The 15,291-nt window shown below is 35.2% G+C and carries 8 protein-coding genes; 3 read left to right on the top strand and 5 right to left on the bottom strand.

Annotated elements, in window-relative coordinates; genetic code table 11:
- Positions 1-612 precede the first annotated feature (612 nt).
- Positions 613-1,191 (top strand): OmpA family protein, encoded by a 579-nt coding sequence (locus tag ACYVHJ_RS23790; protein ID WP_460520228.1) that lies wholly within the window; start codon positions 613-615, stop codon positions 1,189-1,191.
- A gap of 99 nt (positions 1,192-1,290) precedes the next feature.
- Complete coding sequence (locus tag ACYVHJ_RS23785) at positions 1,291-2,070, top strand: hypothetical protein (protein ID WP_460520225.1); 780 nt, start codon at positions 1,291-1,293, stop codon at positions 2,068-2,070.
- A 295-nt stretch (positions 2,071-2,365) separates the two neighbouring features.
- Here the strand turns inward: ACYVHJ_RS23785 and ACYVHJ_RS23780 are convergent, their stop codons facing one another.
- The 3 genes from ACYVHJ_RS23780 to ACYVHJ_RS23770 form a co-directional block, all read right to left on the bottom strand.
- On the bottom strand, positions 2,366-3,913 hold the full coding sequence (locus ACYVHJ_RS23780) for an SDR family NAD(P)-dependent oxidoreductase (RefSeq protein ID WP_460520222.1): 1,548 nt from the start codon (positions 3,911-3,913) through the stop codon (positions 2,366-2,368).
- Between the two features lie 218 nt (positions 3,914-4,131).
- The gene (locus ACYVHJ_RS23775) at positions 4,132-4,674 is read right to left on the bottom strand and encodes a hypothetical protein (protein ID WP_339904935.1); all 543 of its coding nucleotides are present in this window, start codon (positions 4,672-4,674) and stop codon (positions 4,132-4,134) included.
- Complete coding sequence (locus ACYVHJ_RS23770) at positions 4,671-6,215, bottom strand: arylsulfatase (protein ID WP_460520218.1); 1,545 nt, start codon at positions 6,213-6,215, stop codon at positions 4,671-4,673. The genes ACYVHJ_RS23775 and ACYVHJ_RS23770 overlap by 4 nt, the downstream gene beginning before the upstream one ends.
- A 630-nt stretch (positions 6,216-6,845) precedes the next feature.
- Between ACYVHJ_RS23770 and ACYVHJ_RS23765 the strand changes: the two genes are divergently transcribed.
- A complete protein-coding gene (locus ACYVHJ_RS23765) occupies positions 6,846-7,916 on the top strand; it encodes an STING domain-containing protein (protein WP_460520215.1) in 1,071 nt (356 codons plus the stop codon).
- Positions 7,917-8,069: 153 nt separating this feature from the next.
- Here ACYVHJ_RS23765 and ACYVHJ_RS23760 read toward each other — a convergent pair whose 3' ends face one another.
- Both ACYVHJ_RS23760 and ACYVHJ_RS23755 read right to left on the bottom strand, forming a co-directional pair.
- On the bottom strand, positions 8,070-10,937 hold the full coding sequence (locus tag ACYVHJ_RS23760; RefSeq protein ID WP_460520211.1) for an NAD-binding protein: 2,868 nt from the start codon (positions 10,935-10,937) through the stop codon (positions 8,070-8,072).
- Between the two features lie 268 nt (positions 10,938-11,205).
- Positions 11,206-14,766 carry an NB-ARC domain-containing protein gene (locus ACYVHJ_RS23755; RefSeq protein ID WP_460520208.1) on the bottom strand — a complete coding sequence of 1,187 codons (3,561 nt, stop codon included), beginning with the start codon at positions 14,764-14,766 and terminating at the stop codon, positions 11,206-11,208.
- Positions 14,767-15,291: the final 525 nt, after the last annotated feature.

The raw sequence follows: 15,291 nt of genomic DNA, 5'->3' as shown, positions 1-15,291 counted from the left end.
CCATCAAAGAAGTGTAGTTTTTTACTTGTCATACTAATAATTACCTTTTGGTTTGCCCAAAATCTTTCGCAATAGGAGGTCATTGGAAAGGTTGAGACTTACCAAACGCTATACTTTTATATCTACCTATAGGCTAAAACCGACTTTACCTTATTAAGTATAGCTTCATTAATAATAATGCCTGCTACGGTAACCAACAATTAACTTTCTTTAATGTAAAGGAAGAAGTAAAAACATTTTAAACTTTTGAGATAATACTTATAATCCTATTTGTTCGACCTTCATATCTTTCAAAAACCAATTATTAGACATTTAATACTTAAAACTGTATTTAAAATCATAATTAGATTTTTTGAAAACAAGCTTCACCCCATTAACAAGCATCCTCACGAAATAATAATTGGCGTTCACGAAAACAAAGCTATAGTGTATCTTTTTTCAATTAAAATTAAGGGAAGTAAGCATTAAAACTCGTGATTTTCAAAATATATAACGCTGATAATATTCAAGGAAATCAGCTTTTGTTTAAAACCCGATCTTAATGCGTGGCTATTACATGTTTCGCCTAAACGAATTCTAATTAAGCAAAAAGTATCACTTAAACACTAAAAAATGAAATTACAACAAGGATTAACCATGGCCTGCCTTTTCCTATACTTAAGTATTTATAACGGAAATTCGCTACTAGCACAAAGCATGACCTCAAGTATGGACACCTTGTACCACTGGGTCAATTCCAACCAGTCCATAGAAGGAAAAGTGTTAAATCTACCCCACTTACAATATGAGACCGACAATCACCTATTGACAGCCGACTCTAAAATGACAATAGACACGCTGGTGATGGGCCTTTTAGAGGTAGAAAATATCGCCATTAGCATTGAGGGTTACACGGACGATATTGGAGACGATGATTACAACTTAGAATTAAGTAAAAAAAGAGCGGAATCAGTATACAATTATTTGATTCAAAATGAAATTGTTGCTGAACGACTCAATTTTAATGGTTTTGGAAAATCTAACCCTATTGTTCCAAATACATCTCCAGAAAACAGGGCACTAAATAGACGAGTAGAAATCGTGTTGAAATTGAGAGATGACATACAAGTTGAGCAAGTTTCTCAAAAAGTATTTCTCAATAGCGGCAAGGTTATTCCAGTCAAAGAATACACCATCGAGGAGGCCTACTAATCTTATCTACAATATGGAAGCAGCTCCATAAAAACCGAACCACTGGAAAATGTAAACTATATCGTAGGCACAGATGGAACTAGAAAATATGATAACCAAATGGCAGGATTCAATGATAATGTACCTGAGCCTGCTCCTGAACCTGTGCCAGCGCCCAAAGTACCAATCGATCCTAATATTTACTCCGGTTACTATTTAGGTATTGGATCCAGATCAACTAACCTAGAGGAATCCTTGATGTGGCTTAACTATGTAGATGAAAGTCCTAGTATGGATTCCTTTCTTGGAGAGAAGGCTATTAAGGAGCAAAAATATGGAATCTCTTTTGATTTTGGTATCCAAATGGGAAATTTGAAAGGCTATCATTTTGAACTGGGAGGAAGTGGAATTACCGGATCAGTTAATTTCCTAGCCTTTCATACTGCATATGGTTATAATTTTTCACTTGGGGCATCTAAAAAAATAATTTTCAGACCAGTTCTTGGTATAGAATTCGGTAGGGCAAAGGCCCCTTTGGGAGACATCATCAACAATGATCTGTATATCAGAGTAAATGATTCAGATTTTTACAGCGATGATGTTTCAATAAAAATAATCTCTAATCAAGGGACAGTTAAACCAAGATTTGATTTTGCATTTCCTTTTCAGAAGGCTGAAGGCTATTCTATGTTAACTATAACTGCCGGATATTCATACAATATTTACTCCAATAGCCCAATGATTAAGTTTAGTGGAACAGATGAGAACAATGAAACCCTATATGCCAAAGAGAATCTAGACGAATCAAATATTGATTTTAGGTTAAATAACATAAGGAGTACAGACAAATTACCCTTTGATTTGAATGGTCCATTTATTGGCCTGGCTTTTCAATTTTAATGATGATTTGTTCTTATCTTATAAACGCCAGCTATATTAAATTTAATGAAATCTTTCAACATTATTGAATTGTCTAATCTATTATCCAAAAGTCATTAGGACATAAAAAGCCACGAAGACCAAAAGTATTTGGTTTGAAACTTAAAAAATTCCTGTAGCTAAAGGAATCTCTTTAGCTACAGGAATAAAATTGTACTTCTAACAGCAAATAAACCAGACAAAATTGAGTGCCACCTTGGACACCATTTGTTTAGAGTAAATAGCTTTATTGAAAAAATCCAAACCTTTATTACCATTACCAGCTTGTAGGCTTGTAATCTTTTAGGAATTTGCCACACCAGTGTTTACCCACATTGATTCCATCGAATAAGGGATCTAAAACCCGGGCTGCGCCATCAACAATATCTAGTGGGGGCTGGAAATCATGAATTTTTTCTTTTTTCTTGGCCAATTCAATTGGATCCTCATCAGTAACCCATCCCGTATCTACGGCATTGGTATAGATACCAAACTTGGCAAATTCTGCTGCAGAAGTTAGGGTCATCATGTTCAGAGCTGCTTTGGCCATATTGGTATGGGGATGACGAGACTCTTTGTGATATTTATGGAATTTACCTTCCATGGCAGAAACGTTGATGATGTGTTTTTGACCGGTATTTTCTTTTTTCATCAAATGAATCAGGCGGTTATTGAGCACAAAGGGGGCAATGGAATTGACAAGTTGAACCTCCAGCATTTCATTGGTAGGAATCTCACCCAACTTTAATCTCCAACTGTTAGTTTTTCTTAAATCAACTTGTTGAAGGTCAGCGTCCAGCTTCCCGGTAGGAAAAACAGCATCAGGCTCCAAGGCATGATCTATTGTATAAGGAATCTGAGATAATTTTGCTGAGGAACTCAAGCCAATCCCCAGTTGGCTCCCATGCCAGGTAACCGGTAAATTTCGGTTGGAATCTTCAATTGTAGCACTTAAGGCTCCTAACTCCTGTAAACAAACTTGATGATCTGAAAGGAGATTATTTATCAATGAAGGCAAATTGGTATGATCTGTTTCTTCATTGGATAATAAATGTTTGTAAAATCCGGCGGGACGTCTTACTGTTTGTGCTGCATTATTGATCAATACATCCAGCCTAATGTATTGGGAGGTTATAAAATTACAGAACAATTCCACACTTGGAATATGTCTCAAGTCTAATCCATGGATTTTAAGTCGTAAATCCCAGGTTAAAAAATCATCCTCCTTGGAAAAACGTAGGGCAGCATCAACCGGAAATCTTGTCGTTGCGATGACAGTGGCGCCTGCCCGTAACATCATCAGGCAAATGTGATAACCAATTTTAAGCCTCGCTCCTGTCACCAAGGCCACCTGACCAGTAAGATCTGCCGTTTGAAAACGCTTGGCATAATTGAAATCCCCACAGGCGGTGCACATGGTATCATAGAAATGGTGAAGGGAGGTAAAAACCTCCTTACAAACATAACATTCTCGAGGAGTGATTGAAGCGCTATTGCTCCTTTTTTCTTTTCCTTCATAAGTCACTATTTTTGGCGCTACAAAGACATGGGACTCTCTGGCACTACGGATACCTGTTTGATTTCGTGCAAACTTGTCTTGGAATGCTCTTTCTTTCTTGACCTTTTTCTTAGCGTTTTTCTTTCGCTTTATCAGCTCCTCTTTTTGAGGTCTAGAGAGTCGGCCTGCTTGGGTAATTAATTCAATTCTACGATCCAAAGGAATATTAAATATCTGGTCCGTATCATTGTTTAATATTTCTAAAATTGCAATGCATTGCTCAATCTGGTCTTTGCCTAGCTGACCATTGTCTTTCTTGGTTTCCATTTATGCGCTTGGTACTTGAGCGGAATAGGTAGCATCTTTGCTTGGTTCATTCCGAGCTGTAAAGGTACACCCTTTTCTAGGATACCTTTTGGAAATACCATTATACTGTCCATTGTTAATGTACAACAGGGATTTTCAATAAACGAAGGGGAATTGATCAGAATTGAACCATACCATAAAAAAATATCGAGCAAATTATAAAGTAAATACAAACTTACCTACCCCTCATATTCATCACGAAAGATTTGATGCTTATTTTTTCTTAGTTGCTTATTCCGTTGGGATTTCATTTTAGCCGAAGCTTTATTTTTATCAGATTTAAAATGCATACTCGCTTCCGATAAACTTGATCCCTGCTTGATCATCAAACCGTTATAAGGGCAGTGGTCGTAGCCACAATCGTGTTTAGAATAAGCTCCAAAATTTCTATGCTTAATTTTTTTATCTGTTAGTATTTTCTCTTGGTTGAAACGAATATCAGACCAAATTTGTCTTTCATCAGCTACTGTTAGTTCTAGCCCTAGCGTAATTAGATCAAAATAGGTTTTAGGGTCTTTTAATTGATAAAAATTAAATGTCTTTTCAAAAACCCTATTGGCATGATCTCGAACTTCAATTTGGTCCCTTAATTCAAGATTTTCATTTTCACAAATGGAACGGTACAATCCCAAGGTATTGAAATCTGAATATTTCTTATAATTATCGATAAAGTAAAAATATTCGTCCTTACTTAACTGATTGAACTTTCTGTCAATTTTCATTTATTCAAATCTAAATTAGGTTTTACCCAATTATTGATGCCCCCGGACGCCTTTTGTTTTTGGTAATCAATCCAGTACGGCTTTTCTTCAGCCAATGGAGCTTTTTCATTAACCATCAACGGCCTGACATCAGACCACCAAGCCTCATAGGCTGCTCTCATCTCTGCTATCAGTTCAGGCTGCTCCTCTACTATATTCCGTGTTTCTCCCGGGTCTTGAGACAAGTCATACAACTCACTGTTGTTTACAAATCGATACCGTTCATTTCTCACAGCAAACTTCTTGTATTTTGAATTATCCGGATTGGATGTTTCTTCAGTCCCTACCCAACGTTCTGTTCCTTCCTGGCCGGAAATATTGTTGGGATTTAAGGGCCATCTACCTCCATGAAAAAATCGAAACCTATCTTCAGATGGTATACTGTCATTTATTAAATTGGAATAAAAGCTTTTGCCATCCAAGTCAGTAATGTCGGAAATGTCGATATTGGCTATCTCAGCAAAAGTGGGAAGAATATCATAATGATTGAGCATCACATCTACCTCCTCACCTTTATTAAAAACATTTGGCCACCTGATAAAGAAAGGGACTCTGGTACCCCCTTCATTTACACTTCCTTTAAATCCTTTCATTCCAGCATTGTAGGTTTCTCCATGTACTTTATTTCGACCTCCTCCATAGGTTTTACCATTGTCCGTCATAAAAATTAAAATGGTATTGTCAGCAATCTCCCAAGCGTCTAATTTATCCATTAATACTCCTAAATTCATATCGATATTTTCTACCATCCCATAAAAACCCTGAGCATCTTCCGGATAGCCCTGATCTATAAATTTTTTCTTGTATTCCTCAGGAGCTATAAAAGGACCGTGGGGAGCATTTGTAGTGATATAAGCAAAAAATGGTTCCTCATTCAAAGATTTCTCCTTTATCCAGGACATGGCCTGCGTAAAAAACACATCGGTACAAAACCCTTCTGTTTTCAGAAAGGTACCATTGTGTTTGATCACAGGGTCAAAATACCCATTGTTAGGTACATCTGCACAAGAACCGGCATAAGCCTGGCCAATCCCGCCGGCTCCATGAATAAACACCTCATCAAATCCACGACTATCAGGTTGATACTCCTGTTCATCTCCCAAATGCCATTTACCGAAAATTCCACTCGTATAACCTCCCCTTTTTAACACCTGAGGCAAAGTAGTTAAACCCAGTGCCATTCTTTCTCTTTCCAAAATAGTATGGGTTATTCCATTTTTAAAAGGGTGTCGTCCGGTCATAAGGGCTGATCTGGTAGGCGCACAAGTAGGGCTGACCTGAAAATCTTCCAAACTAATACTCTGTGTTTTTAACTTGTCCATATTTGGTGTAGACACATCAGGGCTTCCATGGGCTGATATGTCTCCATACCCTTGATCATCTGTCATCACCAATATGATATTCGGTGGAATTGGTTCTTCCTCAATTTCCTGTTTACAACTTAGGATTAAAATTGCAAGACCAAAGAATAAAAGTAAATAATATAAGAAAGTGTTTTTCATGGTAATTACTATTAATGATTTGTTTACAATAATAGCGATAAGATGCGAAATACAGGTATATTTTGCTTTTTTACAGCAATATAGATGATGGTTAATTATTAATTGTTAATGTGAGAATGGTTAATTATTAATTGTTAATATGGGAATGGTTAATTATTAATTGTTAATGTGGGAATGGTTAATTATTAATTGTTAATGGAATAATGGTTAATTATTAAATTTTTTTTGGGGGGGGGTGAGTGAATAAATTTCAATTATCTCATTGCTAGGCATGTACTTCTCAAAGGTAAAGGTTCTTGAATTTGCTGAAGCCTCCCAATGCTTGCTGAGCCATTCTAAGCCAAAGGTTATTGAATCCAAATGTTTTGCCCCACTCATCACCACATCACAGATCACAAAATCACTTATCCCTAAATTACCGCTCAACCAATATATCATGAGGCCTGTATCCCAGTAATATAGCAGATTTATAGATTTATTGACTCTGTATTGAAAATTATAGATTAAATAACAGTAGAACCTTTTCTCTAAAAAAAATAATATATATTTTAAAGAAAAGTTATAGTAGATAGTGGCAAATTGCATGATAAGTTGTTCCCCCTACATGATGAATAATTAATAATAGATTATATGTTCAAAACCTCCTATTTTGCTGACCAAAGACTAGAGATTGTCATTTTAGGCCCAATGAGGGGTGAAAAGAATGACAGCAGTATTCAAATCAGAGATGCATTAATAGAAATTCTCCAAGAAAGGAAAAGCAGGGATTATTTAGAAAAACATGCCGTACTTGATAAAAACATCGCCATTACTTTTCCGGAGGAATGGAAGGGATCCAGCATAGAACGTGATGTTTTTTCCAAACTTGACACGGCAGATCTGGTCGTGTTTAATATTACTCCTCGAGAAGGAGAGACAAACCCATCCCCCAATGTGTTTTATGAGCTTGGACTTGTACATTCGCTGGGTTTACCTTACTTAATTTTAGTTCAAGATGAAATAGAAATTCCTTTTTATTTAAGAGGTATTCGTTGCTATGTAGTCAAAGCTTTTGAGAAGGAAAAACTTATTAAAACCCTGCATCAACCAATAGAAAACTTTCTCTCGGACAATTCTCCTTATTCCTTTACAGAAAATATTATTTCTCGCTTTTACGAGGGATTGCCCGTTGTAGACATTTCAGCTGCAGTCGGATTGGCTACCGGCTATTACATGAATTTTGTAAGGAGAATTCTAAAAGATGGTGGTTTTATTTCCCATTACCCTGATAAGATAAAAAGGCTTATTGTAGTTAGGCCCATAAGCGTCTTTAATACTTATGAAGAAGATGTAAGCACGATGAAGGAGAAGCTTAAAGCTGCCGGTTTTGAATTGGAATTCGAAAAGTTAGCCCCTATCCTTTCCGATAAAGACGGTGGAATTTGGTTTGATCATATTAATGGTACTGTAATCGATATTCCCCGTACCATTTACCCATTAAAGCGTTCTCCACGGTTACTCAGTCTCCGGAAACGAATACATCAAGACCCCAACCAACAAGATGGCCAACTAAGGGTATCCCTTCTTAATGAAGCTGCTGAAAAATTGGTAAACAAAATTGAATCCATCATCAAATACCATATCCGAAATGATTCGGAACGGGTGAGGGAGAGGTTGTTGGAATTTGTATCAGTTGATGAATTGGTAGATAAAATAAAGTAGCTGCAACATTTATCATCATAAGCCACAGCATTTCCTCAAAGTACTTGCCTAATGGTTAGGTATACTTAGACCAATTGTCCCCCTCAATTAACCTAAATGTCTTTTTCACCAAATGACATACTTAGGTAGGGACAGCCTTAGCTAGGAACAATTCTATTTAATTAAGGTTTGTTTTCCGTATTGATCTAAATTCATCAATGCAATAAAATAAGGAATCCCCTCTATTTGATGGTAATCCTTCACCTGTTCATTTTCAGGTAAATCCTTAAAGCTAAGCAATAGGTTATGAAGTTTCTGTGCTTTGTAGGTCTCTTTATAAGTTTTCCAATCTGTTCCTACAAATGGTCTCCATCCATCCAGAATTTTCATGGTATTCCATCTACGGTGTTCCACCACTCCCAGAACTTCAACCTCCCTTTTGGTCCAAAAATTTTCAAAACTTTTTTTCTCCGGAACTTGATCCGATAGCACCCACTTTTTATCGTAGGCTGTTACCTTTATCCAAAGGTGATCGGCTGCCTGTCTGTTCCCCTCCCGATCTGTTTCGGACAGGCTTTTCCAACAGTAACGCATCATATTCCCCATCCCTTCCAAAACAAAACTGTCAGTTAAAGCTTGAAACCACAGGTCTTTTAACCCCTCGATTTTGAGTTTTAATTCTTCGTCATATGGAAGTGCTTCCTTATTGGAAGCATACCCTCGCTTCAATGCGCTTACCTTTAAAATCAATTTTGTAAACCATTTTTCTACTTTAATAGAGGTCCTTACAGATCGGTTCCCAAAATCATATAGGAGGTAGTACCATAAGGCTATTTGTTTGGCCAAGTGGTCTGCTTCCTTATTTTGGATCGCCTTACAGGAAAATTCATATAGGTAATTGCCAAAGCATTTTACAGGAATATGCGGGGCCTGGGCATTGAGTTTTTGTTCCAAATAGACCTCTTCTTCCGCATCCGGAAAATTATAAAAGCAATAGGCCTGTAAATCATAAGTTGGGTTTTCAAGTTTCATTCGTTCCAAACCGGGTAATACCGAAGTTAAAATGGAAGCACTTTCCAAGCCAGAATGAAGGCATGCGAAAAACTTTAACTTTTTATAGTGATTTAAGTTTTGTATCAAAGGGCCGTGAGGATGGGTAATTTGTTGGGGAATCAATGGTAAAGGATAAAAAAGTATCCGGTCGCTTGTCCTACACTCATCCTGTTCTTCATAAAATGTCCAATCGGTAACGCTATTAAAAATGGTTTCTGTTTGATTTTCACTTTCTTTAAACAAATAAGGATATTCTTTTTTAAAATCCTCAACAGCTTTGGCATCTGAATCCGGATAAAATACCAAGATTCTGGGCAAGGGGGGTTTTGAAAAAACCATTTGTTGAATGGATTTTAATGCAAGAGACCTCCCTAGTGAACCAAATCCAACGATTAATATGGAGCAACTAAGAGGGGTTCCTCTTAACTCAGGGAAACCTGCCAACATGCGGCGAGCGGTATTGTCCGCATGGCTAAATACCGTGAGTGCATAATTGGTACGTCCACTAATAGATTGTTGCAGCAATTGCTTAAGCTTTCTGTCTTGTATATGGACAAACCAATCCTCATTTTTATGCTTTTTGATACTTGAAATCATTTGGTCCATTTCCATTACGCAACGGACGTTTGCCTCCTCTGAATCAGTCACTATAAATACTTGAGATGCTTTTTGAAAATAGGTTTTCTTTAGAGATGTGGAACTTGTAGGAATACCATCAACTATCCATACTCCCTCATTTCTGGCTAGCTCCACAAGGGCTGTTGTTGGGTCTGGGTTCAAAACCACAACTTTAACTCCTTTAGTATCTTTCGTTGAAGGATTTCTTAGGTCTTTTAAAATATCATATGCCATTTCATTGAGACCTATAACAACGGCAAAATTATTAGTCCATGTGGGACGTAATCTCCTGAAAGAAACCCACGAAATGAAATCTGAAATCACCTCTTTAAACCGGTTCCAGGCCCTAAACTTGAAAAACAAAAACCGATAAAAAACCTCCTTCCCTGAGGCAAAATATAGGGCAATGAAAAAAACTACGACTGTAAAACTACCTCCCAAAATCCTTGCTACTTCCACTTGCCAGTTGTAAGGATTATCAAAGACAGATCCATCTAAGGTGATCAAATTAGCGGAAAAAAATAAACTATTTAAAAATTCAGTCCAAGTTTTTTCTTTAATCCCATAATGTCCAATCACTCCCAAAACAAGAACAAAACACACCAATATTAAAGGAAGTAAAAATCGCAAAAAAATACCCGTTGATATAGGAATAACATTTTTAAAAAAACTGGAAATGGATTTAGTCGTAAGCAGTCCAAAATTTTTAGAATAATTGCAGCATTCGATTGTTTCCCAATCGTAATTACCTCTAGGAATAATGGGCTGATTTTTATAAGCTTGGGCAGAGGGGATCGTATTTTTTTCACGGGGAGTATATAAATGATGTAGGGTGTATTGCACTTTTCTTTTCCAAAAGATCCCCTTGGTGGATGGTTTATTTATAAAATTAGTTACTACTTGCCAGGTACCTCCAGGCTTTCCGGTGTCTATGCCATCCCATAAAGCCATTAAGTGAGTGGCGTGTTTAACCAATATTTCTTCAAGAATTTCGTAAGGGGTTTGATCTTCGAGCGATTTGGAGGGCATTAATTTAAAGGTATAACAACCTCCTTTACTCTCTAATCCCTTCGCTCGATCTAAATCACCCTGCCCAAAAGAGGGGAAGATTCCTTCGTCGATAAGTAGAAGGACTACTACAATCCCCAGACTGGCGGCTTCTTTTGCAACCAGTTCATCCGCACCCTTCGCAAAGCCGGTAATAAGAACAATTTTTTCCGGTTTCCCATTTACAATTTCTTCCAGTTTGCCTCTGACTTTTTTTTGGATCATTTGAAAATCCTTAGTCAAAATGTCTTGATGGCCGGAATGGCCGATAACAGTTTTACCTTCCAACAAATACTTGAATTCCCGAGACGATATTTGATTCATTTGTTATAACAACAAGTTTTCATTGAATTTATAATAACTATTAGTAGCTAATCCCACCGGCATTGCTTTCATCTATTTGATTAAAGAAAAAACCTATCGCCTTCACTTAAATATTTCTTATATAATTAATTTTTATTTAATGATTTACCCCTATTATTTTTTTCCAAATACACCTTTCATTTACAATAAAAATGCAACACCCTCTACTTTAATGGGTCCTTGAACATTAATAAAACTAATCTATTGACCTTATGACTCGGAAGCCGAATTATAAAATCTCCCAGTTTTTTACTAAAGTTTTATTATCTGACAAGTAGGAGCTTTCCAGAAAATAATCAAGAAATTCATTAGAAATTTTGGCAGCTCCATCTCTGCAAATCCTATAATATTTTGGATGAGGAGACAAGTCAGAACCTGTTAAGCTTTTTCCTTTATACATTCTTTCCGGACAAGTTAATGTATAAGCCAAAATAGGGTCTTTTTCATGATCATTCCAATCCAAACAAATAATCGGTATCAAATCATAGCCAACTTCGTTTTTTCTTAATTTGGCAATATCCGAAATATCAATATCGAACAAAACCCCATTAACTGTATCTGATATAGAACCTGTAAATTTAACGTTGAATAGCCCTCTAGCATTAGGCCCAGTCAATGGTTGGTATATTGGCCGATACAGTATTTCATCAGGAATATTATAATTGAGCAACCTTCTTATTCCAAAACCTATGGCTGTTTTATAGGGATAAATGGACTTAGTATTATTAGAAGGGGTATCCGAAAACATATTATGAATACTGCCATAGCTAAAAAGTTTAATCGACGTTTGCCCTTTCTCCGCAGTGAAATTTTCAATAGAGCCCCATGGGTATTCAAACATCATTTCACGTAGTGAAAACTGAATTTTATTAAATAAGTTTATACATGTTTGAGAACTAAGTTTAATTTTAGATATTGAACTAGGTGGGTTAACAACCACACCTTTTGTATAATCCTCCGACACCTCAGCTTTGGTGTTGAATTTTGTTTCCCAATGTTTAATAAGTAGAATTAAAGAAACAAAATCCTTCCTTACCTTCTCAATTTCGGAGGATTCATTAATCCCCAATTTAATTGTTAATCTTTGAGCGATAACAATGGATTCCCAAAGGAGGTCATCCTTGGATAGCTCTTTAGCAATTTTGGCCATAACAATCAAATTACAAAAATGCCGATGTTCATTAGTCGATCCGATGGCACGTTCAATAGAAATGGCATCATTGGTTTTAGCAAATGCCTTTTCTAAATTACCATTTAAAAAGTATGCCCTACCAAGGTCTCCTGAATGAAAAGCAATATTTTCCGGATAAAAGATTTTCCTTGATACTTTTTCAGCTTTTTCTAAGAATTGAATGGATTCCTGAATATTTTCTTTCCCATTATTCTTCATCATAAGGGTTCTACCCCATCCCCCATTGTTTACAGCTTCCCAATGAACCGTCCCTCTTTTATTGTGTATTTCTCCTGCTTTTTTAAATGATTCAATGGCTTCATCATATTGTCCCAAGTCGGATAAAATCAGACCTTTAGTGGTTAAATGCCCTGGTTTCATAAAATCATTGCCTATATCTTCTGCTAAATCTTGAGCACTACACATAAATTCAAGCCCTTTTTTCACTTTGCCATGATGCCAATAGGCCAAACTTTTTCTATAAAATATTTCTTCCTTTTGAATCGTATCAGCATTATCATCAGCTATTTCTTCTGCTAGTTCAAACCTTTCTAAAGATTCATCAAAAAAACCTAGTCGCTCCTTAATGCTTCCAATAATAATAAGTGTTATGGCTATATATTTTGAATCATCTAAATCCTTATACAAGGAAAAAGATTCTTCAATATAAACTAAAGCTAGGTATTTATACCCTCGTAAATTCTTCATCTTCCCTAGCTGTAAGAGTGAATGTGCCAATAAACTATTATCTTCAATTTTACGTGCTATTGAAACAGACATTTCACCAAATCTATCTCCCTCGTCATATTGCCCCCTACTTTGGTAGGCTTTAGACAACTCAATGGCCAATCGGCAACTATAATCATTATTTTTATCAATAATATTGTCATAAGAATATTTTAGTTTATCAATTCTTATAAGTTCAGGCCCTTTTATGGACAAGACGTCAGCAAAAAATGAAATGATTTCAGCAGCTTTTTTAAATGATTTGTTTTTAATCAATAGCTCTTGAATGCTAAAAATATTTTCAAGTTCTGCATGCATTCTTTTTAGTGACTTACTCGTTAATATGTTTTTTGACTTTTGATTCTCAATAATCAAAAATGAAATGTAAGTATCACCATACCGTTCAATAAGATCTGAAATATAGGCAGCATCTTTAGATTCATATAGAACTTTGTTCCCAAAATTATATACAGTTATGGGAAAACTAAATCTAGTAGGTTTACTATTAACATTCGCTTTTAAAAGACTACTTTTAACTAAGGCATCAAGGGTTTTAGTGAAATTCAGGCTATAAGTCGTATTTTCTATTATTACAATTTTCTTTGCCAATTCAGCAGTAAAACTTGTTTTAAAAATGGCTAGTTGAATAAACAAGTCCTTTTCATTATCTGTCAGTAAATTAAAACTCCAATTGACAGCAGAATACAAGCTGTGATGCTTCTTTTGTCTATCATGGGAGTAGTCTTCTAAGTCTTGATAATTGTTGCTTTTAATACCCTCAAAAATTTCTTCAATATTTAATAGATCTGATCTACTTGCAGCTAATTCTATCCCTAAAGGTATACCTTGAAGCTCGTTACATATTTTATTAATTAGTATCAGATCGTCAATGTCTTTATCAAATTCCCTATTTATTTTTGAAGATCTATTTAAAAATAGTTGAATACTTTCATTTCTTTTAAGTTCATCAGGGTCTTTTACCGAAACATCAATAGTTTCAAGTGGCTCAATCTCCACTAGATTCGCATAGGAAAGCTTTAACCTTCTTGTAGAAGTAACTAAAATTTGAGCTTTTGGTAAATGAGACAACATAAAATCTAAGGTCTCAGAGCATTCGTCAACTATTTGTTCAAAATTATCAAGAATAAGCAATACATTTTCTCTTTGCTCCAATAATAGAAGAATCGCTTCTCTTGCTGATATTTGTGAACTAGTCATTTCTTGATTAAACGCATCATAAATTGATTTAGCCACACCAGTTTCTGTTTCAGCATCCACCAAATTTACAAACCAGACCCCTCCTGAATATTTGTGATTCAATTCTTTACCTATTTCTAAAGCAAGCCTAGTTTTCCCAAATCCTCCTGTTCCTACGATCGTTACTAATCGATTCTTCTCATTAATAAGTATTTTCTTTAGTTCATCAATTTTATTCTCTCTTCCAATAAATTCCTCGCCAACTGTTTTAATATTGGTTTCATTTTTGTTTTTTAGTAGGTAATGAAGAATTCTATTTTTAAAATTGGAAAATTTAATAACTTCATATACCTTAAGAACTGGAGGAATTTCTTCTATTTTAACATCATCTGTGACCACTAAAATAATATTGCCTACCTTATCATTTTCTTTTTTATTGTTTAAGAATAATTGCCATTCATGCTGAACCCAACCAGAATTAATATTATCAATGGAACTAAAAATTAAAATAAAGTTCTTAGATATAGGTATAGTTTGATCAATTACCTTTCCATATTCTGTTTCGCCTATACGTTCTAAAGAATAAGAAGAATCAAAAACATCAAACCCTTTAGCAGTTAAAAATTGATATATTTCATCAGATAGGTGAAAGTCTTCTGTTTTCCGTGATAAAAAAACATCAAATTCATTTTTCATAATACTTCAATTTATTCATTCCCTAATATCTTTTTTTTCAATTGGCAACCCTATTTCTAAGAATTTATTTGTATAGCAATACCTATCAAATAAATATTCTATAAACAAACAGTTCGGGGTGACTAAAGCCCTTACCATTTCGATTAAATTTATTGAACTTAATATTACAGGTACTTATATTTTCCCTTAGAATATCTTGGACTACTTTTAATTAGGGATTTGTTTTCACTATGGATGCTCATTAACTAAATCAAATGACATCTTGAAAGGAAATAATAATTGTCTATTACCAAACAATTACAAATAGAATTTTCCTTAATACAATTAAAAGCAGTACTTTCTCGAAAACCTTTGGTATACTTCAGTTAAGAAAGATAGTTGGTATAATTATTACGAATAAACACTTATGGGTAAATGTTTCATTCTATTTTCAAAGTAATAAATAAAAATTAATTTTGTGAATATAATACAAAAAAAACATATGTAAATGGAAAATATAATATTCATTTTCTACTAGCTACCCAT

It is taken from the genome of Cyclobacterium sediminis, assembly GCF_054781075.1.
The sequence above is the reverse complement of the archived record's forward strand: the minus strand, read 5'-3'. Positions and strand labels throughout refer to the sequence as shown.